The organism is Streptomyces sp. NPDC043878 (genome assembly GCF_056435735.1).
In genome coordinates this window covers 257,061-281,786 of sequence record NZ_JBWKDW010000008.1, presented here as the reverse complement: position 1 = coordinate 281,786, position 24,726 = coordinate 257,061, and the positions used below count along the sequence as shown (strand labels likewise).

Sequence of the window (24,726 nt, the reverse complement as noted above, 5' to 3'; positions counted from 1 at the left end):
GAGAAGCCATCAGAAGCGGTGGGCCGGAGCGCTTCGCACAGACAGCGGACCGACGAGCGAAGGAGGGAGCCAGAGCCATGGGCGACCACAAAGAACAGCCCCTGCGGGTCGGCGCGGCCGTCCGCCGGCGGCGCCGGGCACTGGAGCTCACCCTCGCCGTCGTGGCCCAGCGCAGCGGCCTGTCGGTCCCCTTCCTGAGCCAGATCGAGAACGAGCGGGCGCGCCCCAGCCAGACTTCCCTGGAGAAGGTGGCCGACGCCCTGCGCACCACCGCCGTCGAACTGCTCGCCGCGGCCGACCCGGCGTGCAGCGTGGACGTCGTGCGCGCCGAGGGGACCGAGCCGGAACTCGAACCCAGGGTGCGTTCCCTGGTGCGCGGACACCACCAGATGCACGCCTCGGAGTTCACCGGCGACCAGGACGCGGGCCGTGAGTTCCAGTACCGCAACGACCAGTTGATGTACGTCGCCGACGGAGCCGTGGAGATCGAGGCCGAGGGCCGCGCCTACCGGCTCGGACGCGGCGACACCCTGTACCTCACCGGCGGGGTCCGCCACCGCTGGCGGGCGACCGTCGCGGACACCCGGGTGATCGTCGTCGCCGTCGCCGAGCACATCGAGGCCGTCCGGGACCGGCCGCGGCGGTGAGGGTCGTCTCGCTGGTCCCGTCACTGACGGAGGCCGTGGTGCTGTCGGCGCCCGGTGTCCTGGTGGGCGCGACGGACTGGTGCACGCATCCCGCCGACCTCACCGTGACCCGCGTCGGCGGCACCAAGAACCCGAAGACCGACCGGATCATCGCCCTCGCCCCCGACCTGGTGATCGCCAACGAGGAGGAGAACCGCGCCCCGGACCTCGCCGTCCTGCGCGCGGCGGGCGTCGAGGTCCTGCTGACCGAGGTGCGGGACGTGCCGCAGGCTTTCCGGGAGCTGGCCCGCGTCCTCGCCGCCTGCGGAGCGCGCACCCGGCCCCGCTGGCTGGAGGAGGCCGAGGCCGCCTGGTCGGCGCCGCCGCCCGGACGCCGTACGACGGCGGTCGTGCCGATCTGGCGGCGGCCCTGGATGGTGCTCGGCCGGGACACGTTCGCGGGCGACCTGCTGGCCCGGCTCGGCGTCGGCCACCTGTACGCGGGCCACCCGGAGCGCTACCCCCGGATTCCGGTCGAGGAACTGCGGGAGGCCGCGCCGGACCTCGTCGTCCTGCCCGACGAGCCCTACCGCTTCACCGCCGAGGACGGCCCGGAAGCCTTCGCGGGCCTGCCCTGCGCGCTGGTCAGCGGACGGCATCTGACGTGGTACGGGCCGTCGCTCGCCGAGGCGCCACGGGTGCTGGGCGAGGCGCTGCGAGCAGCTCGCCGCTGAGCAGCCCGCGGGCCGTGCCCGCGGCGGCGGTGCCCCAGGCGGCGACCAGGACGACGTACAGCCCGGCCGCGAGCCAGCCGTAGACGGCGAGCCCGGTGTGCCGGGCCAGTGCCTCGGCGCCGGTGACGCAGGTGCCCACCGGGAAGGTGAACGCCCACCAGGTCATCGCGAAGCCCATGCCCCGCCGGCGGGCGCGCAGCACGTGGGCGGCGGCCGGCACGGACCAGAACAGGGCGAAGCCCATGACCGGCACGCCGTACAGGACGGCGAGGACGCCGAGGCCCCGGGCCCCGGCGGCCGGCAGAACGCCCGGCGCCAGGTCCGCGAACCTGCCGACGGCGGTGGTGGACTGGCCGAGCGGCCCCAGCACGAGGAACAGGGTCGGGGTGAGGGCCGGCGGGAGGGGACCGGCGGTGAGGAGCCGGGCGAAGATCAGCGGCAGCATGAGCAGGGTCGCGAGCAGACTCAGCCCGAACAGCGCGAAGCACGCCCACAGCAGGGTCTGCCGGGCCGGGCCGGACGGCAGGTACGGCACCAGGAGCGGGCCGAGCGCGGCGGACACCATGGGCGCGACGACGGGCAGCAGCCACACGGGAGCGGCCTGCTCCGGCCCGACCCGGTGGCGTACGGCCATGAGGTACGGCACGGCGACCGCGGCCACGAGTCCCACGGCCGTACCGGCTCCGAACAGCACGGCGTCGACGGCGACGGCGCCGCCGGTGCCGATCCAGTCCCGGCCGAGCGTGAGGGTCGCGCCGCCGACCGCGAGCAGGGCCATGGCGAGGCAGCCGTAGAACGGTGCCGTCGCCGGGTCGAGGAGGCCTGTGCGGGCCTGGTCGCGGTGGTACCTCCAGTGCAGGCAACGGGCGGCGAGCAGGACCAGGAGCATCACGAGGGACAGGGCCCAGACGGCGACCAGGACGGTGCGCGAGCCCGGCACGTCCAGGGGGAGCGCGGCCCCCGATGTGGCGGTGATCGCGGTGCCCATGACGCAGGCGTACCAGTGGGGTCCGAGGTGACGGACGGCCGGGGCGGGCCGGCGGGGCGGGCGTGCGGTGGCACGGGGGAGGGGCTGGGCGGCGGTGACCATGGGGCCACGGTCTCGCCGACGGACGCCCACGACCAGGCAGTTCACCTCTATGAGGACATAAGCTGAAGTTATGAGCAGCAGCGGTGGGGCGGCGGAACGCGACGGCTCCGAGCAGATCGGCGGCGGCTCGCTGGCGCACCGGGTACCGGAACTCGGCGCCCTGCAACTGCTGTTGGCGGTGGCGCGGCTCGGCAGTCTCGGCGGCGCGGCCCGCGAGTTGGGCATCACCCAGCCGGCCGCGAGCAGCCGTGTCCGCTCGATGGAACGGCAGCTGGGCGTGGCCCTGGTGGACCGTTCCCCGCGCGGCTCCCGGCTCACGGACGCCGGTGCCCTGGTGACCGACTGGGCCCGGCGGATCGTCGAGGCGGCGGAGGCCTTCGACGCGGGCGCCCAGGCACTGCGCGACCGCCGCGACTCCCGGCTGCGGGTCGCCGCGAGCATGACGATCGCCGAGTACCTGCTGCCGGGCTGGCTGCTCGCGCTGCGCGCCCAGCGGCCGGACACGGCGGTGTCGCTGCTGGCGGGCAACTCGGCGACGGTCGCCGAGCGGCTCCTCGCCGGCGAGGCGGACCTCGGTTTCGTGGAGGGTCTCGACGTGCCGCCCGGCCTGGACTCCGCGGTCATCGGCCACGACCGGCTGATCGTGGTGGCCGCGCCCGCCCACCCCTGGGCCCGCCGCCGACGCCCCCTGGATCCCGCGGAACTCGCCGCGACCCCGCTGATCCTGCGGGAGAAGGGCTCGGGCACCCGGCAGGTCCTGGACGCGGCTCTGGGTGGCCTGGCCCGCCCGCTGATCGAACTGTCCTCGACCACCGCGGTGAAGGCGGCCGCGGTGAGCGGTGCGGGGCCGGCCGTCCTCAGCGAGCTGGCCGTGGGCGACGAACTGGCGCTGCGGCGGCTGGTGAACGTGCCCGTGGCGGCCGTGTCGCTGGCCCGGGACCTGCGGGCGGTCTGGCCGACGGGCCACCGGCCGGTGGGACCGGCACGGGAGTTGCTGTCGCTGACGCGAGGGTAGGACGGGCGCGCGGACGCCCCCCCGCACGAACCTCGGCGCCCAGGCCCGTCCGGCGTGTGGGCCTGGGCGGCCGCTTTCTGCGCGGGTGCGCCGGCCCAGGCGCGGGTGCGTCGGCCCTGCGCGGGTGCGCCGGCCCTGTGCGGGCTCGCGCGGCCTCGTACAGCTTCGGGCGGCCCTGCGTGGCCCGGTGCGGCCCTGCGCGGAGAGCGTGGCCCCATGCGGCCCTGAGTGGAGAGTGAGCGGAGAGCGTGGCCCTGCGCGGTCCTGCGCGGCCCTGCCCGGAGAGTGTGGCCCTGCCCGGAGAGCGTGGCCCAGCCGTTCAGGGAGCGGACCGGGTGGCTGCCGAAGTCGCGGCGGCGTCGACGAGGGCGCGTACGACCCGCACGTCCTCGTCCATCTCCGGATGCCACTGCACCCCCAGCACCCAGTCCGCGGACGGCAGTTCCACCGCCTCCACCGTGCCGTCCTCCGCGTGCGCCGACACCACCAGGCCGGCACCCAGCCGGTCCACGGCCTGGTGGTGGTAAGCCGGTACGGACGTCAGCTCCGGTACCGCGTCGGCGTACAGCGTGCCCGGCACCGGCTTGACCGGGTGGCGGCCGAACACGCCGATGACCTCGGCGTGGCCGTCGAGGTGCTGGAGGAGGGTGCCGCCGAGGGCGACGTTCAGCAGCTGCATGCCCCGGCAGATGCCCAGCAGCGGGACGCCCGCGGCCAGCGCCGCGTCGATCAGGGCGAGCTCCCAGGCGTCCCGCGCACGGGCGGGCGGTCCGGTGCGCGGGTCGGGCTCGGCGCCGTACCGGGCCGGCTCGACGTCCGGACCGCCGGCGATCACCAGCCCGTCCAGGCGGGCGACGGCCGCGGCGGCGTGCTCCGGTGCGTCCGGCGGCAGCATCGCGGCGAGTCCGCCGGCCCGCTGCACGAGCCGCGGATACCCGACCGGCAGCAGCGCCGCCTCCAGCTCCCACACGCCCCAGCGCGCCCCGGCCTCGACGTACGTACTGATGCCGATCAGCGGCCTGCCCGCCATGCTTCCTCCCAGCGCAGCAATGGAACATGTTCATACCTTTGCCTACGGGGTGCGGGGCGGGCAAGGGCCGCCGGGTGTCGTGGGCCGACGGGCCGCGTGCGGTCGGCCGGTCAGGTCAGGAATCCCCGCAGCAGGGCCGCCGTCCCGCCGCAGTGCTCGCGCATCATCTCCCGCGCGCCGTCCGCGTCGCCGTCGAGCACCGCCTCGACCAGCGCGGCGTGCTGCCGCTGCGAGTGCTCCAGGTTGCGCACCAGGAGCGGGATGCAGTCCAGCAGGTCGTTCACCGTGGCCCGTACCGCCGCGTACTGCGCGGTCAGCGTCGGTGAGCCGCACAGCTCGGTGAGCGTGAGGTGGAGCAGCGTGTCCCGCCGCCGGTACTCCGGCAGTGGCGCGTTCCGCGTGCCGGCCAGCGCCGCACGCAGCCGGGCCGCCTGTTCCGGCGACAGCCCGTGCGTCGCGCACAGCCCCGCCGCGCCGACCTCCAGCACCTCGCGGAAGCGCAGGACGTCCTCGATGTCGGTCTCGGCGATCCGCCGCCGCAGCTCGTCCTCACCGCCCGCGTCGGACCTCGGGAGCACGAACGTGCCGCCGTAGCGGCCGCGCCGCGACTCGACCAGCCCCTGGTCCTGGAGCACCTTCAGGACCTCGCGGAGCGTCACCCGGCTGATCCCGAGCCGCTCCGCCAGCTCCCGCTCGGCGGGCAGTCGCTCGCCACCGGGCACCAGGCCGAGCCGTACGACCTGGAGGATCTGTTCCAGCGCCTCCTCGAAGCCGTTGCCGGCCCGCACCGGCCGCAGCACCGGCGTCAGCCGGTCCTCCGGGCCCGCCACGAGGTTCGCCGGCGCGCCGTCCGCGCCTATGTCAGGGCCTGTGTCGGGACCCGCCTGCGACATCCGGCCGCACCCCCTTCCCAAGCAAAGGTTCTCCGCAATACCTTATGGCTTCCGGCTGACCGTAGAAGCCGAAGGAGGCTTTCCCGTGGCGGACCGCACACCCCCGCTCGGCGTCGAGGAGCTGCACGCCCTCGTCGCCAGTGGTGAGATCGACACTGTCGTCCTGGCCTTCCCCGACATGCAGGGGCGGCTCCAGGGCAAGCGGTTCGCCGCCCGCTTCTTCCTCGACGAGGTACTCCACCACGGCACCGAGGGCTGCAACTACCTGCTGGCCGTCGACGCCGAGATGAACACCGTCGACGGCTACGCCATGTCCTCCTGGGACCGCGGCTACGGCGACTTCGCCATGCACCCGGACCTCACCACCCTGCGCCGCGTCCCGTGGAACGCCGGCACGGCCCTGCTCGTCGCCGACCTCGCCTGGGACGACGGCTCCCCGGTCGTCGCCGCGCCCCGCCAGATCCTGCGCCGCCAGCTGGAGCGGCTCGCCGAGCACGGCCTCACCGCCCAGGTCGGCACCGAGCTGGAGTTCATCGTCTTCAAGGACACCTACGAGCAGGCGTGGAACTCCCACTACCGGGGGCTGACCCCGGCCAACCAGTACAACATCGACTACTCGGTGCTCGGCACCGGCCGCATCGAGCCGCTGCTGCGCCGCATCCGCAACGAGATGGCCGCCGCCGGCCTCACCGTCGAGTCCGCCAAGGGCGAGTGCAACCCCGGACAGCACGAGATCGTGTTCCGCTACGACGAGGCCCTCGTCACCTGCGACCAGCACGCGATCTACAAGACCGGAGCCAAGGAGATCGCCGCCCAGGAGGGCGTCTCGCTCACCTTCATGGCGAAGTACAACGAGCGCGAGGGCAACTCCTGCCACATCCACCTCTCGCTCACCGACGCGGACGGCGCGAACGCCATGGCGGGCTCCGCCGCCGACCCGGGCGGCATGTCCGAGGTCATGCGGTACTTCCTCGCCGGACAACTCGCCGCGCTTCGTGACTTCTCCCTGCTCTACGCCCCCAACATCAACTCCTACAAGCGGTTCCAGCCGGGCTCCTTCGCGCCGACCGCCGTCGCCTGGGGCCACGACAACCGCACCTGCGCCCTGCGGGTGGTCGGCCACGGCCGCTCCCTGCGCTTCGAGAACCGGCTGCCCGGCGGCGACGTCAACCCGCACCTCGCGGTGGCGGGACTGGTGGCGGCCGGCCTGTACGGCATCGAGCGGAAACTGGAACTGCCCGAGCCCTGCGCGGGCAACGCCTACGCGGCCGACTACGCGCACGTCCCCTCCACGCTGCGCGAGGCCGCCGACCTGTGGGAGAGCAGCCCGATCGCCCGGGCCGCCTTCGGCGACGAGGTCGTCGCGCACTACCGCAACATGGCGCGCGTCGAACTGGACGCCTTCGACGCCGCGGTCACCGACTGGGAGCTGCGCCGCTCCTTCGAACGCATGTGAGGCCCCCGTTGTCTTCCGGATCTTCCGAGTCACCCGCCCACGCGCTGGACGTACTGAACCCCGCGACGGAGGAGGTCGTCGCCACCGTCCGCGGCACCACGGCCGCCGACGTGGACGCGGCCGTCGCGGCCGCCACGAAGGCGCAGGCCCGCTGGGCGGCGCTCGCGCCGGGCGACCGCGCCCGGCTGCTGCGCCGGTTCGCCGCCGCCGTCGACGAACACCTGGAGGAACTGGCCCGGTTGGAGGTCCGCGAGGCCGGGCACACCCTCGGCAACGCCCGCTGGGAAGCGGGCAACGTGCGCGACCTGCTCGACTACGCGGCCGGCGGAGTGGAGCGGCTGACCGGCCGTCAGATCCCGGTCGCCGGCGGCCTCGACATCACCGTCCTCGAACCCCTCGGTGTGGTCGCGGTGATCGCCCCCTGGAACTTCCCGATGCCGATCGCCGCCTGGGGCACCGCCCCCGCGCTCGCCGCGGGCAACGCCGTCCTCCTCAAGCCCGCCGAGACCACCCCGCTCACCGCGCTGCGCCTGGCCGAACTCGCCCTGGACGCCGGGCTTCCCGCAGGACTGTTCCAGGTCCTGCCCGGCCACGGCCCCGTCACGGGCGCCGCGCTCGTCGACCACCCGGGCGTCGCGAAAATCGTCTTCACCGGGTCGACGGCCGTGGGCAAACAGGTGCTGACCAGGGGCTCCGCCCACCTCAAGCGGGTCACCCTCGAACTCGGCGGCAAGAGCCCCAACATCGTCTTCGCCGACGCCGACCTCGAAGCCGCCGCAGCCGCCGCCCCGATGGCCTTCCTCGACAACTCCGGCCAGGACTGCTGCGCCCGCACCCGCATCCTGGTGCAGCGCCCGGCGTACGACCGCTTCCTCGACCTGCTGGCTCCCGCGATCGAGTCCGTCGTCGTCGGCGACCCGGCCGACGAACGGACGCAGATGGGTCCGCTGATCTCCAAGTCCCAGCTGGAACGCGTGCGTTCGTACGTCGACGCCGACGCCCCCGGCATCCGCGGGAAGGCCCCCGAGGGCCCCGGCTTCTGGTTCCCGCCCACGGTCCTCACCGGCGTCGACCCCCGCGCGCGGGTCGCCGTCGAGGAGGTCTTCGGGCCGGTCGCCGTGGTCCTGCCCTTCGAGGACGAGGCGGAGGCGGTCGCCCTCGCCAACGCCACCGACTACGGCCTCTCCGGCTCCATCTGGACCCGGGACGTCGGCCGCGCCCTGCGCGTCTCCCAGGCCGTCCGGGCCGGCAACCTGTCCGTCAACTCCCACTCCAGCGTCCGCTACTGGACCCCCTTCGGCGGCTACAAGCAGTCCGGCATCGGCCGCGAGCTCGGCCCGGACGCCCTGACCGCCTTCACCGAGACCAAGAACGTCTTCATCAGCACGGAGGGCCCCGCACAGTGACCGCATCGACTGACGACATCATCTGCCGCCGCCTGGTCGGCCGCACCGCCGTCATCACCGGCGCCGGCAGCGGCATCGGCCTCGCCACGGCGCGCCGGCTCGCCTCCGAGGGCGCGCACGTCGTCTGCGGCGACATCGACGAGCGGGCCGGCGAGGCGGCCGCCGAGGAGGCCGGCGGGATCTTCGTGAAGGTCGACGTCACCGACCCCGAGCAGGTCGAGGCGCTGTTCAGGACGGCCTTCGAGACCTACGGCAGCGTCGACATCGCGTTCAACAACGCCGGTATCTCCCCGCCCGACGACGACTCCATCCTGGAGACCGGCCTGGAGGCGTGGAAGCGCGTCCAGGACGTCAACCTCACCTCCGTCTACCTGTGCTGCAAGGCCGCCATCCCCTACATGCGGCGCCAGGGCCGGGGTTCCGTCATCAACACGGCGTCCTTCGTGGCCCGCATGGGCGCCGCCACCTCACAGATCTCGTACACCGCGTCCAAGGGCGGCGTGCTCGCCATGTCCCGGGAACTGGGCGTGCAGTTCGCCCGCGAGGGCATCCGCGTCAACGCCCTCTGCCCGGGGCCCGTCAACACACCGCTGCTGCGGGAGCTGTTCGCCAAGGACCCCGAGCGGGCCGCGCGCCGGCTGGTGCACATCCCGCTCGGCCGGTTCGCCGAGGCCGACGAGATCGCCGCCGCCGTCGCCTTCCTCGCCAGCGACGACTCCTCCTTCGTCAACGCCAGCGACTTCCTGGTGGACGGCGGGATCTCGGGCGCCTACGTCACCCCCCTGTAGCGGGTGGGGGCGCGTGTCCGGCCGCCGCTTCCCGCGGCGGCCGGGCTACAGGAAGGTGTGGCCCTCCCCGCGGTACGTCGGGACGGCCGCCGTCACCGTGTCCCCCTCGATCAGGTGCAGGGTGTCGAACCGCTCGCACAGCTCACCGGCCTTGGCGTGCCGGAACCACACCTTGTCGCCGATCAGCAGGTCGTCGGCGGGGGACCCGAGCAGCGGGGTCTGCACCTCGCCCGCCCCCTCCTGCGGGTCGTAGCGCAGGCCCTCCGGCAGGTACGGCACCGGGAGCCGGTCGGCACCGGCCGCGCCGGAGGCCGGGTAGCCACCCCCGAGGACGGTCACGACCCCGACCCCCGGCCGCCGTACGACGGGCTGCGCGAACAGGGCCGCCGGACGCCCGCTGAACGACGTGTAGTTGTCGAACAGTCGCGGCACGTACAGCCCGGAGCCGGCCGCGATCTCCGTCACCGCGTCCTCCGCGGCGGTGTGCTGCACGCTGCCCGTGCCACCGCCGTTGACGAACTCCAGGTCCGGCACCACGGCCCGGACCGCGCGCACCGTCTCCGCCCGCCGCTCGGCGAGCTCCCGGCGGGCGGCCGACTGCATCAGCCGCACGGCACGCGAGCGCAGCGGCCGCCCGGCGACCGCGTCGCCGACGCCGGCGACGTGCCCCTCGTACCCCATGATCCCGACGACCCTGAAGCCCGGCCGGCGGGCCACCGCCCGCGCCAGGTCCGCCACCTGCGCGGGGGAGTGCAGCGGCGAACGCAGGGCGCCGACCCGCACCCGCCCGCCCAGCAGCTTCAGGGACGTGTCCAACTCCAGGCAGACCCGCACCACTTCGCCGCCGCCCTCACGGGCCGCGTCGATCAGTTCGAGCTGCGCCGGGTCGTCGACCATCACCGTCACGGCGGCGGCCAGCTTGGGATCGGCGGTCAGTTCCGCGAACCCGGCGCGGTCCGCCGTCGGATAGGCCAGCAGCACGTCGTCGAATCCGGAGCGCGCCAGCCACAGCGACTCGGCCAGGGTGAACGACATCACACCCGCGAAGCCCTCCTTCCCGAGGACGCGCTCGAGCAGGGCGCGGCAGCGCAGGGACTTGCTGGCGACACGGATCGGTTTGCCGCCGGCCCGGCGGAGGAGGTCGTCCGCGTTGGCGTCGAAGGCGTCCAGGTCCACGATCGCGAGCGGGGCGTCGAGAGAGGCGGTGGCCCGGTCGTAACGGGCCCGGTCGGCGGCGCGCGCAGTCATGAACGAAGCCTGCCAGACAGGATTACCGCAGGGTAGGGGGACGTTCCGGGCAGAAGCCCCGGCTCCGCGGACTGGTTCCCGTTCCACCGGGAGCAACCCGTAGAGTGACGCGCACGCACGGACGAACGACCCCGGCCACAGGCTCGTGCCGGGATGGCGCTCCGCCCGCGCGGGTATGCGTGTCCGGGACGGCCGAGTCCCCGGGCGACAGGCGAGAACAGCCCGCGTACGAGGAGATGGCCCGGGCCGAGGAAACGGGGGGTGCATGAGCACGGAAGCGCGGCGCGCCTCCCATCCCCCGCGACCGGAACAGCCGCCCGCGGGCGGCGAGAGCCAGGCAGGGGAGACGGACGGCCCGCCCTCCGACCCGGCGGAACGTTCCGGTCGCCCACCGGCGGCCGGCCCGGAGCGTCCCGTCCGGTGGGAGGCCTTCGCGAAACGCGGCACCCCACGCGGCAACGAGGCCACGCCGTCGTCCGGGAGGCCGTCCATGGGCCCCGGCGGGGCACCCAGGCATTCGGCCCCGCGAACGGCGGCGCCGACACCCCGCCCCGCATCGCCGTCGTCCGGGGGGCCGTCCTCGCAGGCGGGGGTGCCGGCCGGAGACTCCGCCGCCCGGTCCGTCTCGTCGCCGGGCAGTACCTCCGCGGAGACGGTGACCGGCGCGACCGTACCGGACGGTTCACGGACGGCTGGTTCCCACGCCGTGCGGGCGCCGGCCCCCGAGGCGTCCCAGGCACTGGGCTCGGGCGGGTCTTGGGCACCGGGCCCGGGCGGCTCCTGGACGTCGGCGCCGGAGCGCGCGCCGGTAACGGGCGGCGGGCGGCAGACGCCGGACCTCGGCGACGGGAACCCGGCCCTTGGCGGGGCGCGGGTATCGGCCTCTGGTGAGGTGCGGGTTCCGGCTCCGGGCGGGGCTCCGGCAACGGCCTCCGGTGGGGCGCGGGTTCCGGCCTCCGGTGGGGTGAGCGCGTCCGTGCCGGCCTCCGGTGGGGTGAGCGCGTCCGTGCCGGACGCTTCGCCCACGTCGGCGCGGGCCTCCGCCGCCGGCGACGGTTCAGTCGGTCCCTCGGCGCCGAGGCGGACCCGTACGGACGGTGAGAGCCGCCCCGTGTCCGGCCCGCCGCCCCACTCGCGGCCGTACTTCCCGGGCCCGAGGACCGCGTCCCCGCAGGACACCGGCCCCTCGTCCCCGCCTCCGCCTCCGGCCTCGGCCCGTTTTCCGGACGCGCCGCCCGCGGCGGGCCGTGCACCGCAGGACGAGAACGCCGCGACACCCCCGCCCGGTGGCGCGCCGCCCCGGCCCGGTCACCGGCCCCCGGGCCGGCCACGCCGAACCGACGTGCGCGCCCAGAATGCGCCGGAGCCGATCTTCCGTCTCCGTCCCGCCCCCGCGAAGCCGGCAGCCGGCTCGGGCGGCGGACCCGCTTCCGAGCCCCCGCACCGCCCCGACCGGCCCGCACCCGCCGAGTCGTACACCGGCCCCGGCTCGCACGGAGTCCCGCCCAGGCCGGCCGCCGCGCCCGGCCCGCCCGCAGCTTCCCCGCCCGCGTCCGGTCCGGCCTCCGGCTCGTCCGCACCGGCTCCCCCCGCGTCCGGTCCGGCCGCGCCTGAATCTTCCGGGCTCGGCTCACCAGGGGTCGGTTCGCCCGGGTTCGGTTCGCCAGGTTCAGGTTCTGCCGACGCCGGTTCCACCGTCGGCCCCCGTCCGTCCGCCGCGCCGGGCGACTCGGCGAGCGGCGCGCATGCGCTGTGGTCTCCGTCGGCGCCAAGTGGGGGCCAGGGGCCAAGTGGTGGCCAGGGTTCGCCTTCGGCCTCCGCCGACTCCGCGAGCGGTGCGCGCGCCCCGTCGGCGCCGAGCGCTCCTCCTACGCCGTGGAGCCCGCTCTCGCCGACGCGTGTTCCGGGTCAGTCCTCGGCGCCCGTCGACTTCGTGAGTGGTCAGGGCGCGTCTCCGGCGCCTGGCGGTGATTCGGCGAGTGCTCCTCATGCGCCGTGGAGCCCGCTCTCGCCGACGCGTGTTCCGGGTCAGTCCTCGGCGCCCGCCGACTTCGTGACTGGTCAGGGCGCGTCTCCGGCGCCTGGCGGTGATTCGGCGAGTGCTCCCCACACGCCGTGGAGCCCGCTCTCGCCGTCGGCCGCCCCCGGCGCGCCCACGGCGCCCTCCGGGACCGGGAGCCGTCCGGGTGCGTCCCCGGCGGCCGGGGACCCGGCGGGCCGCGCGCACGCGCCGTGGAGCCCGCTCGCGCGGGCCGGCGCGCCCCACCCGCCTTCGGCGTCCGCCGGCTCCGCGAGCGGGTTGCGCGTGCCCTCCGCTCCCGCTCACGCGCCGGGCGGCCCGTCCGTACCGTCGGCTCCCTCCCGTACGCCGAGCCGCCCGCCCGTGTCCCCGGCGCCCGCCCACGCGCCGGGCAGTCCGTCCGTCTCCCCGGCTCCGGCCGCCCCCACCACGGGCAGCCCGCCCGTCCCCCCGGCTCCCGCGCACGCGCCGGGCCGTACACCCGTCCCGCCGGCCTCCGTGAACGGCTCGCGGACCGCCTCGCCGTCCGTCGCCCCCTCCCGTGGGCCGGCCGGTGCGGGCGCTTCCGGGGTGTCTCCGGATCCGGCGCTGTCCTGGAGTGCCGCGCCGGCCCCGGGCGAGGGGCTCGGCGCGGGGCGGCCCGTCGTCTCGTTCGGGGAGCCCGAGGGGTACGACGAGCGGGTGCGGCCCCGCCCGTTCGGTGTCCGCTTCCGCCCTCGCCTCGCCGTCGTCGGCGCCTGTCTCGTCCTCGGCGTGGGCCTCATCGGCGGTGCCGTGGCCGGGAGTTGGCTCTCCGCGGAGCCGGCGGACAGCGCGACGCGCAGCTCGTTCGCCACGGCCGGAAACCTGTGGCACAGCGTCCCGGTGGACCAGTTGTTCCCGCCCACCGTGGACGGACAGGGCGCCGGCCCCGGTGGCGCCGACCGGACCTGGACGCGGATCGCCGTCGCCCCGGACAGCGGCTGCCGCGACGCCTTCGACCCGCTGTTGCGCAAGGTGCTCGCCCCGCTCGGCTGCCGGCGGCTCCTGCGCGCCACCTACGCGGACGCCACCGGCAGCTACGTCACCACCGTCGGCCTGCTGTTCACCAACGGCGACGCCACCGCGATGGGGGCCCTGGCCACCCGTTTCCAGAACGAGGGCCTGCGCCGCCGGACCGACCTCATGCCGCGCCCGTACGCCGCCAAGGACACCGTCGCCGCGCACTTCGGTACGCGGCAGCGTGCCGCCTGGACCGTCTCCGTCCTCACCGACGCCCCCGTCGTCGCCTACGCCGTCTCCGGCTGGGCCGACGGCCGTACCGTCGACAAGCCGCAGCCCGCCCAGGACGCCACGGCCTCCGGCGCCACCACCGCCCCCGCCCAGGCCGGCCTCGGCAACGAGGCGCAGGGCCTCGCCGACCGGGTGGAACGCGCCCTGCGCAAAACCGTCAGCTCGCCCACGGAGCAGCCCTCATGAGCCTCACGACCCGCAGGGCCGGCTTCCTGAGCGCCCTCCTCGCGGCCACCGTCGCGCTCGTCCCGCCCACGGTCGCGCACGCCGACGGCATCCGCGCCCAGCAGTGGGCCCTCGACGCGATGCACACCCAGGAGGTGTGGCGGACCACCAAGGGCCGGGGTGTCACCGTGGCGGTCCTGGACACCGGCGTCGAGGACGACCACCCGGACCTGGCCGGCAACGTCCTCACCGGCAAGGACATGATCGGCTTCGGTGCCGTCCGGGGTGAGCGCGCCTGGGCCCGGCACGGCACCGCGATGGCCGGCATCATCGCGGGCCACGGACACGGGTCCGGCGACGGGGACGGCGTCATGGGCATCGCCCCGGAGGCGAAGATCCTGCCGGTCCGGGTGATCCTGGAGGACGGCGACTCCGCCCGCGGCAGGGCCCGCAGCACCCGCAGCAACGCCCTCGCCGACGGCATCCGTTGGGCCGCCGACCACGGCGCCGACGTCATCAACCTGTCCCTCGGCGACGACTCGGCCTCCGCCCACCCCGAGCCCTCGGAGGACGAGGCCGTCCAGTACGCCCTGAAGAAGGGCGCCGTCGTCGTCGCCTCGGCGGGCAACGGCGGCGAGAAGGGCGACCACATCTCCTACCCGGCCGCCTATCCGGGCGTGATCGCCGCGACCGCCGTCGACCGCTACGGAACCCGCGCCTCCTTCTCCACCCGCCGCTGGTACGCCACGGTCAGCGCGCCCGGCGTCGGCGTCGTCATCGCCGACCCCGACCACAGGTACTACGAGGGCTGGGGCACCAGCGCGGCCTCCGCCTTCGTGTCCGGCGCGGTCGCCCTCATCCGGGCCGCGCACCCCGGGCTGACCCCCGCGCAGATCAAGAAGCTCCTGGAGGACACGGCCCGGGACGCCCCCGCCGGTGGCCGCGACGACTCCCGCGGGTTCGGGTTCGTGGACCCGGCGGCCGCCCTCACGGCGGCGGGCCGCCTCGACCCGGAGGGGCTGCGGGCGGCGGCGTACGGCGAGAAGTACTTCGGTTCGGGCCCCGACGCGGCCCCCTCGGACGACGACACCGCGACCTGGGCGGCCCCCCTCGCAGGCGGCGCCGGCGGTCTCCTCCTGGTCGCGGCGATCGTCCTGTGGCGCGGCCGCCGCACCCCCGGCACGACGACCGCACACGACGACGACTTCTGACCGTCCGGCGACCCGCTCGCCCCGGCCGGAGCGAGCGGTAGCGGCCCCGGTCAGCCGGCGGCAGTCGAGGCGGAGGCGGAAACGGACGCGGCGGCAGACGTGTCGGGCGTTGTCGTGTCCCCCAGCGCCGACACCGCCGCCCTCGCCGCCGCCTCGATCAGCGAAATGCCCTTCGCCTTCGTCGTGTTGCCGGCCGACAGGGTGGCCACCAGGTAGGTGTGGCCCCCCGCCGTGACCCGGCCGATGCTGTTGATGTCCCACAGCCCCGTCGCGGTGCGTGCCAGCCAGCCGTTCTTCAGGGCCCACGCGGAGCCGGTGGCCGCCGCCGAGACACCCCAGTGCTGGTCGGCGGCGATCTGCCCCATCAGTGTGCGCAGATACGTCCGCGAGGCCGCGCCCAGTTCCGAGTCGTCGCCGAACACCTGCTGGAGCAGGGTGAGTTGGTCGGCCGCCGTGGTCTGGGTGAGGCCCCACAGCATGTCGTCGCCGCCCTCGGTGTCCGTGAGCCCGAAGCGCTTGTTCGCGGCGGCGAGACCGTCCGCCTTCCCGATGACCTGCCACAGGGCCGACGCGGAGGCGTTGTCACTGTTCTCGATCATCGCGGTCGCGTACGCCTTCTCGCTCGCCGTCAGACGCCGGTCCGCGTCCTGTGCCTGGAGCAGCAGGGTCGCGAGGATGTCGACCTTGACGATGCTGGCCGTGTCGAAGGCGCCGTCCCCGTAGGAGGCGCTCTCGCCGGAGGAGAGGTCCATGACGGCGACCGACACCTTCGCGCTGCCCGTGCCGCTCAGCCCCGCCATGGCGTCGGCGAGCAACGCGTCCCGGTCCACCGTCGGCTCCGTCACCGGTTCCACGGATGCCTCCCCTCGCGCCGCGGCCGAGGCGGAGGCCGAGGGCGCCGGCGACGACGATACGGCGCCCGTCCCGGTGCGCGCCTGCGCCTTCACGTACACGGTCCCGCCGGCCGTGGCGCCGACGACGGCGACGGTGGCCAGGGCGGTGGACAGCAGGGCGCGGCGGCGGGAGGCACGGCCACGGCGGCCACGGCGGACTCTGGAGGACTCCATTCCGTGATGCTCGGGGCGGTGACTGTGCGGGTCGTTGGACGGACGTTAAAGGTGTGTCAGGGAAGTCTGAGAAACCCGTGAAAGTGGTGACGGGCGGGTTTCCGGGGCCGCACAGGCGCGGCGGCATCCCCCCTATAGGGTCGGTGACCGTGGCGAACAAGAACATTCCCGACCCCGGCTTCTCCGACGACGACGGCTCCGCCGACCCCGGGCTGAGCGCGGCGCTCGCCGCCTGGGCCGAGGACCGCACCGCCGAGGGCCCGGTGCTGGAGGCCCTCAGGGGTGCCCGGCTGCTCGTGCCGGTCGTGGCCGTGCTCGGGGAGGTCGAGGAGGACGCGAACGGGCTGCGCCGCGAGAAGAGCAGCGACATGGCCGTGCCGACGCTGAAGGCCGGCGGCCGCACCGCGCTGCCCGCCTTCACGTCCACCGACTCGCTGGCCCGCTGGGACCCGCAGGCCCGCCCCGTCGCCGTACCGCTGCACCAGGCGTTGCAGGCCGCGGCGCACGAGAAGGCGGACACCGTCGTACTCGACCTCGCCGGGCCGGTGCCCTACGAACTGACCGGTCCCGCCCTGCTGGCCCTCGCGGAGGGACGCGCGACGACGGATCCGCTCGCCGACCCGGCCGTGCGCGACGCGGTCCGTGCCGCGGTGGCCGCCGAACCCGCGGTGCTGCGCGCCCACCTCGGCCCCGGGCAGGCCGACGGCACCGTCGCCCTCGTGCTCGACCCCGCGGCGTCCCCGGCGGCGGCCGCCCGCGCCGTGGCCGGACGGCTGGCCGCGGACGACGCACTGCGGGCCCGCCTGGTGCGCGGCCTCGACCTGGCGCTTCTGCCGGCCGGGACGACGCCGCCGGGCGAGCCCCTGTACGTACGCGGATGATCCCGCCGGGTTCCCGGCGGGCCCGCGGCTAGCCGTAGATCGGTCCCGTGTACTTCTCGCCCGGTCCCTGGCCCGGCTCGTCCCGGACCAGGGACGCCTCGCGGAAGGCGAGTTGCAGCGACTTGAGGCCGTCGCGCAGTGGGGACGCGTGGAAGGAGCTGATCTCGGTGGCGCTCGCGTCCAGCAGACCGGCGAGGGCGTGCACCAGCTTGCGGGCCTCGTCCAGGTCCTTGTACTTGTCGCCCTCCTCGGTCAGGCCGAGCTTCACGGCGGCGGCGCTCATCAGGTTGACGGCGACCGTCACGATCACCTCGACGGCGGGGACCTCGGCGATGTCACGGGTCATGTCGTCGAAGTCGGGCGACTCGGGGGTGCCTGAGGGGGAGGTGTCACTCATGCGGGACACGATAGGGCCCGGAGCGTGTCCCCTTGACAGCAGGAGGCGGGAGACGCCGGATTAGCGCACGCGCCGGTGAACTGCTAACCTTGTGTAACGACCGGCCGGACGTCTGAGACGCATGTCGAAGTGCCCGGCCCACAAGTGGAGGCTCCAGTCTCCCACCTGACCGTCCTCCGGGGCGGCGGGTCACCCGGTCAGGCGGCCCCCATCGTTCCGTACGGACGATGGAGTCGCCCGAATGTGCGCCCCGCGGTCACCGCGGCGGTGCTCCGGTAGTGTTTTGGAGCCCCGCCTGTGACCGGTCGGGGCATTTTTTGTGCTTCGGTGCGGTTAGGTCTACGTCACCCAGACATACGCGGCTGTCCGCCAGATCGCCGTGTGGTGCTATCCGAGGAGGATCCATCAGCGCCGAGCCCCGTATCAACGACCGGATTCGCGTTCCCGAGGTGCGACTTGTCGGTCCCAGTGGCGAGCAGGTGGGCATTGTCCCGCTCGCGAAGGCCCTGGAGCTTGCGCAGGAGTACGACCTCGACCTGGTCGAGGTAGCGGCGACCGCCCGTCCGCCCGTGTGCAAGCTCATGGACTACGGGAAGTTCAAGTACGAATCGGCCATGAAGGCCCGTGAGGCGCGCAAGAACCAGGCGCACACGGTCATCAAGGAGATGAAACTCCGGCCGAAGATCGACCCGCACGACTATGACACCAAGAAGGGTCACGTCGTCCGGTTCCTCAAGCAGGGCGACAAGGTCAAGATCACGATCATGTTCCGTGGTCGCGAGCAGTCCCGGCCCGAGCTGGGTTACCGACTGCTGCAGCGTCTCGCGGAGGACGTCCAGGACCTCGGGTTCATCGAGTCGAACCCGAAGCAGGACGGCCGAAACATGATCATGGTTCTCGGTCCGCACAAGAAGAAGACCGAGGCCATGGCCGAGGCCCGGCAGGCGCAGGAGGCCCGCAAGGCCGACGCGAAGGCCAACCCCGGCCGCTCGCAGAACGTCGCGGAGACCGAGGGCGGCGAGGACGCCGAGATCGAGGCGCACGAGCTGGACACAGTGGACGCCGAGGCCCCGGCCGAGGCTTCCGCCGAAGCCTGACCCCTCGGGCGAACGCCCCGGAGACCCGGGACGCCAGTCCGGGGAATCCACCCGATAAAAGAGCGACGCTCCGCCGTGCCCGGTTTCACGACCGGGCACCGGAGCGCCACCGACGAGGAGATAACGGCGCTATGCCGAAGAACAAGTCGCACAGCGGTGCCAGCAAGCGCTTCAAGATCACCGGCTCCGGCAAGGTGCTCCGTGAGCGCGCCGGCAAGCGCCACCTGCTCGAGCACAAGTCGTCCCGCGTGACGCGTCGCCTCACCGGCAACGCCGAGATGGCCCCGGGCGACGCCAAGAAGATCAAGAAGCTTCTCGGCAAGTGACTCGGCGGCGCGTGAGCGCCGTACGCAGTCAGGACCGGGACCCAATCGTTTCCGGGCCGCGTGATGACGACCGCGGCCCCGCTACAAGGAGTTAAAAAGTGGCACGCGTCAAGCGGGCAGTCAACGCCCACAAGAAGCGCCGGGCGATCCTCGAGGCGGCCTCCGGCTACCGCGGTCAGCGTTCGCGCCTGTACCGCAAGGCCAAGGAGCAGGTCACCCACTCGCTGGTCTACAACTACAACGACCGCAAGAAGCGCAAGGGTGACTTCCGCCGGCTGTGGATCCAGCGCATCAACGCCGCTGCCCGCGCCAACGGCATCACCTACAACCGCTTCATCCAGGGTCTGAACGCGGCGAACATCGAGGTCGACCGCAAGATCCTCGCCGAGCTGGCCGTCAACGACGCCACCGCGTTCGCCGCGCTGGTCGAGGTCGCCCAGAAGGCGCTGCCGGCCGACGTGAACGCGCCCAAGGCTGCGTGACCGCGCGTCGGCCCGCGGCCGGCGTGACCTGACGGACCCGTGGGCCGGTGGCCCGCGGGTCCGTGGTGTTCCGGCCGGTCCCGGCGCCTCCCCACCGTCACGAGGGTGTGCGGGAGGAGCCGTACCGCCGTCGTGATCGATCGCCGTAGCGGCGGAAAGTGGTCTTCCGAAGGTGAACAGCATGCCCCCCGCCACCCCCGAGCTGATCTCTCCCCGCTCCGCCCGGGTGTCCGCCGCGCGGCGGCTCGCGAAGCGCAACTTCCGGGGCAAGGACCGGCTGTTCCTCGCGGAGGGCCCGCAGGCCGTGCGGGAGGCGGCCCGGCACCGCGGCGGTGAGGGCGGCACCCTCACCGAACTCTTCGCGACCGTCGAGGCCGCCGAGCGGTACGCGGACATCGTGGGCGAGGCCCGCACCGCCGGTGCCCGCGTGCACCTCGCCGCCGAGCAGGTGATCGAGGACATCTCGACGACCGTGACCCCGCAGGGACTCGTCGGGATCTGCCGGTTCGTCGACACCCCCTTCGAGGCGATCCTCGCGGCCCGGCCCCGCCTCGTCGCCGTCCTCGCGCACGTCCGGGACCCCGGGAACGCCGGCACCGTGCTGCGCTGCGCCGACGCCGCCGGCGCCGAGGCCGTCGTACTGACCGACGCCTCGGTCGACCTGTACAACCCCAAGGCCGTCCGCGCCTCCGTCGGCTCCCTGTTCCACCTCCCGGTCGCCGTCGGTGTGCCCGTGGAGCGTGCCGTGGCCGGGCTGAAGGAGACGGGGGTGCGCGTCCTCGCCGCCGACGGCGGGGGCCTCGACGACCTCGACGACGAACTCGACCGGGGCACCATGGGCGGCCCGACCGCCTGGGTGTTCGGGAACGAGGCGTGGGGGCTCCCGGAGGAGACCCGCGCGCTCGCGGACGCCGTCGTGCGCGTCCCGATCCACGGACGGGCCGAGAGTCTGAACCTCGCCACCGCCGCCGCCGTATGTCTGTATGCGTCAGCCCGTGCACAGCGCGCCTCCGGAGGGTGCCGCTCCGTCACCGAGAGCTAGTAGGGTGACCAGCTCGGGGGCCCTGCGCCGTCTGAGAGGTGGGGTACGGGGATGAGTGTCGGCACGAGCAGCGCACCGGGAGAGAAAGACGTGCGGGGCCCGGACCGGCGCCGGCCCGACGAGCCCGGCGGCCCCGGCATCGACCCCGACGACCTGCCCGACGGACTCGTGATCGCCGACGCGGACGGCCGGGTCGTCACCTTCAACGCCGCCGCCGAGCGCATCACCGCCGTCCCCGCGGCCGCCGCCCTCGGCCAGTCGCTGGAGAAGGCCCTGCCGCTGGAGGACCTGGAAGGGCGTCGCTGGTGGCAGCTGACCGACCCCTACGGCGGGCTCGCCATCCGCTCCCGCCAGCCCGAGCGCAATCTGCTGCTGCCCGGCGGACACGAGGTCCTGGTGTCGGCCCGCTACGTACGGCAGGCGCCCACCGGTCGCGTGAGCCGCGTCGTCGTCTCGCTGCGGGACACCGAGGCCCGCCGCCGTACCGAGCGGTCCCACGCCGAGCTGATCGCCACCGTCGCCCACGAGCTGCGCTCCCCGCTCACCTCGGTCAAGGGCTTCACGGCCACCCTGCTCGCCAAGTGGGAACGCTTCACCGACGACCAGAAGCGGCTCATGCTGGAGACCGTCGACGCCGACGCCGACCGCGTCACCCGCCTCATCGCCGAGCTCCTCGACATCTCACGGATCGACTCAGGACGCCTTGAACTGCGCCGGCAGCCCGTCGACATCGGGGCGGCCGTGGGCCGGCACATCCAGGCGTACGTCGCCGCCGGCCTGGCCGCCGACCGGTTCCTGCTGCGCGTCGAACAACCGCTGCCCGCCCTGTGGGCCGACCCCGACAAGGTCGACCAGGTGCTCAGCAACCTGCTGGAAAACGCGGTGCGCCACGGCGAGGGAACCGTCACCATCGACATCACGCCCTCGGCGTCCCCGCGCGAAGGCGAGGACGGCGGGGCCGGTGAGAACACCGCCACGTCGGTCACGGTGAGCGACGAGGGGCCCGGCATCCCGGAGGAGTCCATGAACCGCGTCTTCACCCGCTTCTGGCGGGGCAGCAAGCGCGGCGGCACCGGCCTCGGGCTGTACATCGTCAAAGGCATCGTCGAGGCCCACGGCGGCACCATCACGGTCGGCCGCGCCCCCGTCGGCGGTGCGGAGTTCCGATTTACGCTGCCCGTGAGCACTCCGGCCTATCTGGTCTGAGCGGCCCGCGGGCGCATTCGCCCACCCCCACCCCGTTAGACTCGGCCTTTGGCACTTTGCGTCCCGCGGACGAAGACGAACCGTCCGCGTACCGGTCACGACGAGTCGGTGACGGGGACCTCCAGCCAGCCAACCGGAAGCACGGGAAGAGATGTCGGCACCGAACAAGTCGTACGACCCAGTCGAGGTCGAGGCGTTGAAACCGGAAGAGATCGAGCGCCTGCGGGACGAGGCGCTCGCCGCCTTCGCCGCCGCGGACTCCCTCGGCGCGCTCCAGGAGGCGAAGGTCGCCCACACCGGCGGCACCTCCCCGCTGGCCCTCGCCAACCGCGAGATCGGCGCGCTGCCCCCGCAGGCCAAGGCGGCCGCCGGCAAGCTCGTCGGCCAGGCCCGCGGCGCGGTCAGCAAGGCCCTCGCCGGCCGGCAGTCGGAACTGGAGGCCGAGCGGGACGCACGCGTACTGGTCGAGGAGGCGGTGGACGTCACGCTGCCCCACGACCGCGTGCCGGCCGGCGCCCGCCACCCGCTGACCACGCTCTCGGAGCGCATCGAGGACGTCTTCGTGGCCATGGGCTACGAGGTCGCCGAGGGTCCGCAGGTCGAGGCCGAGTGGTTCAACTTCGACGCGCTCAACATCGGCCCGGACCACCCGGCCCGCGGTGAGCAGGACACGTTCTTCGTGGCCGGCCCGGAGGGCGGCACCGAGTCCGGTGTCGTGCTGCGCACCCACACCTCGCCGGTGCAGATCCGTTCGCTGCTGGGACGCGAGCTGCCGGTCTACGTGATCTGCCCCGGCCGCGTCTACCGCACCGACGAACTGGACGCGACCCACACCCCCGTCTTCCACCAGGTGGAACTGCTCGCCGTGGACGAGGGCCTGACCATGGCCGACCTCAAGGGCACCCTGGACCACATGGTGCAGTCGCTGTTCGGCGAGGGCATGAAGACCCGGCTGCGGCCCAACTTCTTCCCCTTCACCGAGCCGTCCGCCGAGATGGACATGGTGTGCTACGTCTGCCGCGGCGAGTCCGTCGGCAACCCCGACCGGCCCTGCCGCACCTGCTCCAGCGAGGGCTGGATCGAGCTCGGTGGCTGCGGCATGGTCAACCCCAAGGTGCTGACCGCCTGCGGTGTGGACCCGGAGAGGTACAGCGGCTTCGCCTTCGGGTTCGGGATCGAGCGGATCGCGATGTTCCGCCACAACGTCGAAGACATGCGAGACATGGTCGAGGGTGACGTCCGGTTCACCCGGCCGTTCGGGATGGAGATCTGATGCGGGTCCCGCTTTCCTGGCTGCGGGAGTACGTCGACCTGCCGGCCACCGAGACCGGCCGCGACGTGCAGGCCAAGCTGGTGTCGACCGGCCTCGAGGTCGAGACCGTCGAGCAGCTCGGCGCCGACCTGAAGGGCCCCCTCGTCGTGGGCCAGGTGCGCTCCATCGAGGAGCTGGAGGGCTTCAAGAAGCCGATCCGCTTCTGCACGGTGGACGTCGGCACCGCCAACGGGACGGGCGAGCCGCAGGAGATCGTCTGTGGCGCCCGCAACTTCGCCGTCGGCGACAAGGTCGTCGTGGTCCTCCCGGGCGCCGTGCTGCCCGGCGGTTTCGCGATCGCCGCGCGCAAGACGTACGGCAGGACCTCGCACGGCATGATCTGCTCCGGCGACGAGCTGGGCATGGGCGACGACGGCAGCCACGGCATCATCGTGCTGCCCCCGGAGACCGAGGTCGGCAAGGACGCCGTCGAGCTCCTCGAACTCGTCGACGAGGTCCTGGACATCGCCGTCACCGCCAACCGCGGCGACTGCCTGTCGATCCGCGGTGTCGCCCGTGAGACCGCCATCGCCTACGGCCTGCCGCTGCGCGACCCGGCACTGATCGACGTCCCCGCCCCGAACGCCTTCGGCTACCCGGTGGCCGTCGCCGACCCGTTCGGCTGCGACCGCTTCACCGCCCGCACCGTCACCGGCCTGAGCCCCGAGGCGCGCTCCCCGATCTGGCTCCAGCGCCGGCTGCAGAAGGTCGGCATGCGCCCGATCTCGCTCGCCGTCGACGTCACCAACTACGTGATGATGGAACTCGGCCAGCCCCTGCACGCCTACGACCGCACCCTGGTCCAGGGCACCATCGGCGTGCGCCGGGCCGAGGAGGGCGAGAAGATCGTCACCCTCGACGGTGTCACCCGCACGCTGGCCGCCGAGGACCTCGTGATCACCGACGAGCGCGGCCCCATCGGCCTCGCCGGGGTGATGGGCGGCGCCAACACGGAGATCGCCGACCACGCCGACAGCGAGAACGTCACGACCGACGTGGTGATCGAGGCCGCGCACTTCGACGCCACCTCCATCGCGCGCACGGCCCGCCGACACAAGCTGTCCTCGGAGGCGTCCCGCCGTTTCGAGCGGGGTGTCGACCCGCAGGCCGCGGCCGCCGCCGCCCAGCGCACGGTCGACCTGCTGGTGCTGCTCGCGGGAGCCACCGCCGAGGCCGGAGTCACCGAGGTCATCGCCCCGTCCGCGCCGCACACCATCGCCATGCCCGCCGATCACCCCGACCGGGTCGCGGGCGTCGAGTACGGCCGGGAGACCGTCGTACGCCGCCTCCAGGAGGTCGGCTGCGACGTGTACGGGCAGGACGAACTGATCGTCACCACCCCGTCCTGGCGGCCCGACCTGGGTGTGCCGAACGACCTGGCCGAAGAGGTCATCCGCCTGGAGGGCTACGAGAACCTGCCCTCCACGCTGCCCAAGCCGCCCTCGGGCCGTGGCCTCACCCACCGCCAGCGGCTGCACCGCAGGGTGGGCCGCGTCCTCGCCGGGTCCGGGTACGTCGAGGCGCCCACCTACCCGTTCGTCGGCGAGCAGGTCTTCGACCAGCTGGGCCTGGCCGCCGACGACCCGGCCCGCCGCGCGGTCCGGCTCGTCAACCCGCTCAGCGACGAGGAACCGCTGCTGCGCACCTCGCTGCTGCCGGGTCTGCTCGGTGCGCTGCGGCGCAACGACGGCCGCGGCAGCCACGACCTCGCCCTGTTCGAGACCGGCCTGGTCTTCCTGCCGGGCGCGGAGCAGCACGTCGCCGGTGTCCTGCCGGTGGACCGGCGTCCGACGGACGAGCAGCTCGCCGAACTCGACGCGGCGCTGCCCGACCAGCCCCGGCACGTCGCCGCGGTGGGGGGGGGGGGGGGGGGGGAGGGGGGGGGGGGGGGGGGGGGGGGGGGGGGAGGGGGAGGGGATCGGCGTGGAGGTGGCGAGCCCCGGCGAGCTGGACATCGCGCGA

General features: G+C 74.0%; 20 protein-coding genes and 2 pseudogenes. 16 read left to right on the top strand and 6 right to left on the bottom strand.

All coding sequences use genetic code 11. The features are described 5' to 3' along the window. Positions 1 to 77 precede the first annotated feature (77 nt). On the top strand, positions 78 to 647 hold the full coding sequence (locus AC07AZ_RS14435; RefSeq protein WP_478847361.1) for a helix-turn-helix domain-containing protein: 570 nt from the start codon (positions 78 to 80) through the stop codon (positions 645 to 647). Beyond that, on the top strand, positions 644 to 1,360 hold the full coding sequence (locus AC07AZ_RS14430) for a helical backbone metal receptor (protein WP_478847359.1): 717 nt from the start codon (positions 644 to 646) through the stop codon (positions 1,358 to 1,360). The genes AC07AZ_RS14435 and AC07AZ_RS14430 overlap by 4 nt, the downstream gene beginning before the upstream one ends. Here the strand turns inward: AC07AZ_RS14430 and AC07AZ_RS14425 are convergent. Continuing rightward, complete coding sequence (locus tag AC07AZ_RS14425; RefSeq protein WP_478847357.1) at positions 1,272 to 2,450, bottom strand: TDT family transporter; 1,179 nt, start codon at positions 2,448 to 2,450, stop codon at positions 1,272 to 1,274. The genes AC07AZ_RS14430 and AC07AZ_RS14425 overlap by 89 nt on opposite strands. Before the next feature lie 70 nt (positions 2,451 to 2,520). Between AC07AZ_RS14425 and AC07AZ_RS14420 the strand changes: the two genes are divergently transcribed. Next, positions 2,521 to 3,465, top strand: coding sequence for a LysR family transcriptional regulator (locus AC07AZ_RS14420; protein ID WP_478847355.1), 945 nt, complete (start codon positions 2,521 to 2,523; stop codon positions 3,463 to 3,465). Between the two features lie 319 nt (positions 3,466 to 3,784). Here AC07AZ_RS14420 and AC07AZ_RS14415 read toward each other — a convergent pair whose 3' ends face one another. Both AC07AZ_RS14415 and AC07AZ_RS14410 read right to left on the bottom strand, forming a co-directional pair. Further along, on the bottom strand, positions 3,785 to 4,495 hold the full coding sequence (locus tag AC07AZ_RS14415; RefSeq protein ID WP_478847353.1) for a gamma-glutamyl-gamma-aminobutyrate hydrolase family protein: 711 nt from the start codon (positions 4,493 to 4,495) through the stop codon (positions 3,785 to 3,787). A 110-nt stretch (positions 4,496 to 4,605) separates the two neighbouring features. Continuing rightward, a complete protein-coding gene (locus AC07AZ_RS14410) occupies positions 4,606 to 5,388 on the bottom strand; it encodes a FadR/GntR family transcriptional regulator (protein WP_478847351.1) in 783 nt (260 codons plus the stop codon). Between the two features lie 85 nt (positions 5,389 to 5,473). Here AC07AZ_RS14410 and AC07AZ_RS14405 point away from each other — a divergent pair, with 85 nt between their 5' ends. From AC07AZ_RS14405 to AC07AZ_RS14395, 3 genes are read left to right on the top strand one after another with little or no spacing between them, the layout of a single operon-like run. After that, a complete protein-coding gene (locus AC07AZ_RS14405; protein WP_478847349.1) occupies positions 5,474 to 6,844 on the top strand; it encodes a glutamine synthetase family protein in 1,371 nt (456 codons plus the stop codon). A gap of 8 nt (positions 6,845 to 6,852) precedes the next feature. Further along, on the top strand, positions 6,853 to 8,250 hold the full coding sequence (locus tag AC07AZ_RS14400; RefSeq protein WP_478847347.1) for an aldehyde dehydrogenase family protein: 1,398 nt from the start codon (positions 6,853 to 6,855) through the stop codon (positions 8,248 to 8,250). Next, positions 8,247 to 9,038, top strand: coding sequence for a 3-oxoacyl-ACP reductase (locus AC07AZ_RS14395; protein ID WP_478847345.1), 792 nt, complete (start codon positions 8,247 to 8,249; stop codon positions 9,036 to 9,038). Before AC07AZ_RS14400 ends, AC07AZ_RS14395 begins: the two co-directional genes overlap by 4 nt. Positions 9,039 to 9,083: 45 nt before the next feature. Here the strand turns inward: AC07AZ_RS14395 and AC07AZ_RS14390 are convergent, their stop codons facing one another. Next, positions 9,084 to 10,286, bottom strand: a complete 1,203-nt coding sequence (locus AC07AZ_RS14390; RefSeq protein ID WP_478847343.1) for an amino acid deaminase/aldolase — start codon at positions 10,284 to 10,286, stop codon at positions 9,084 to 9,086. A 2,590-nt stretch (positions 10,287 to 12,876) separates the two neighbouring features. Between AC07AZ_RS14390 and AC07AZ_RS14385 the strand changes: the two genes are divergently transcribed. After that, positions 12,877 to 13,764, top strand: coding sequence for a hypothetical protein (locus AC07AZ_RS14385; RefSeq protein ID WP_478847341.1), 888 nt, complete (start codon positions 12,877 to 12,879; stop codon positions 13,762 to 13,764). Next, on the top strand, positions 13,761 to 14,954 hold the full coding sequence (gene mycP, locus AC07AZ_RS14380) for a type VII secretion-associated serine protease mycosin (RefSeq protein ID WP_478847339.1): 1,194 nt from the start codon (positions 13,761 to 13,763) through the stop codon (positions 14,952 to 14,954). Before AC07AZ_RS14385 ends, mycP begins: the two co-directional genes overlap by 4 nt. Before the next feature lie 50 nt (positions 14,955 to 15,004). Here the strand turns inward: mycP and AC07AZ_RS14375 are convergent, their stop codons facing one another. Beyond that, positions 15,005 to 16,021, bottom strand: a complete 1,017-nt coding sequence (locus AC07AZ_RS14375) for a serine hydrolase (RefSeq protein WP_478847337.1) — start codon at positions 16,019 to 16,021, stop codon at positions 15,005 to 15,007. Positions 16,022 to 16,170: 149 nt separating this feature from the next. On the opposite strand from AC07AZ_RS14375, the gene AC07AZ_RS14370 reads away from it, so the two are divergent. Beyond that, a complete protein-coding gene (locus tag AC07AZ_RS14370) occupies positions 16,171 to 16,902 on the top strand; it encodes an SseB family protein (RefSeq protein WP_478847335.1) in 732 nt (243 codons plus the stop codon). A 28-nt stretch (positions 16,903 to 16,930) separates the two neighbouring features. Here the strand turns inward: AC07AZ_RS14370 and AC07AZ_RS14365 are convergent, their stop codons facing one another. Next, the gene (locus AC07AZ_RS14365; protein ID WP_478847333.1) at positions 16,931 to 17,299 is read right to left on the bottom strand and encodes a DUF1844 domain-containing protein; all 369 of its coding nucleotides are present in this window, start codon (positions 17,297 to 17,299) and stop codon (positions 16,931 to 16,933) included. A gap of 379 nt (positions 17,300 to 17,678) precedes the next feature. Between AC07AZ_RS14365 and infC the strand changes: the two are divergent. The 7 genes and pseudogenes from infC to pheT form a co-directional block, all read left to right on the top strand. Further along, positions 17,679 to 18,396 (top strand): annotated as a pseudogene (infC, locus tag AC07AZ_RS14360) (translation initiation factor IF-3). A 131-nt stretch (positions 18,397 to 18,527) separates the two neighbouring features. Continuing rightward, positions 18,528 to 18,722: a 50S ribosomal protein L35 gene (gene rpmI, locus AC07AZ_RS14355; protein WP_019065473.1), complete on the top strand. Its 195-nt coding sequence runs from the start codon at positions 18,528 to 18,530 to the stop codon at positions 18,720 to 18,722. Positions 18,723 to 18,820: 98 nt separating this feature from the next. Further along, positions 18,821 to 19,204, top strand: coding sequence for a 50S ribosomal protein L20 (rplT, locus tag AC07AZ_RS14350; RefSeq protein WP_020132316.1), 384 nt, complete (start codon positions 18,821 to 18,823; stop codon positions 19,202 to 19,204). 181 nt (positions 19,205 to 19,385) lie between these two features. Continuing rightward, positions 19,386 to 20,246 (top strand): TrmH family RNA methyltransferase, encoded by an 861-nt coding sequence (locus tag AC07AZ_RS14345; protein ID WP_478847330.1) that lies wholly within the window; start codon positions 19,386 to 19,388, stop codon positions 20,244 to 20,246. A gap of 51 nt (positions 20,247 to 20,297) precedes the next feature. Next, complete coding sequence (locus AC07AZ_RS14340) at positions 20,298 to 21,452, top strand: sensor histidine kinase (RefSeq protein WP_478847328.1); 1,155 nt, start codon at positions 20,298 to 20,300, stop codon at positions 21,450 to 21,452. Between the two features lie 151 nt (positions 21,453 to 21,603). Next, on the top strand, positions 21,604 to 22,725 hold the full coding sequence (gene pheS, locus AC07AZ_RS14335; protein ID WP_478847326.1) for a phenylalanine--tRNA ligase subunit alpha: 1,122 nt from the start codon (positions 21,604 to 21,606) through the stop codon (positions 22,723 to 22,725). Then, positions 22,725 to 24,631: pseudogene (pheT, locus tag AC07AZ_RS14330) on the top strand (phenylalanine--tRNA ligase subunit beta); the annotation flags it as partial. The gene pheS and the pseudogene pheT, both read left to right, overlap by 1 nt. Positions 24,632 to 24,726: the final 95 nt, after the last annotated feature.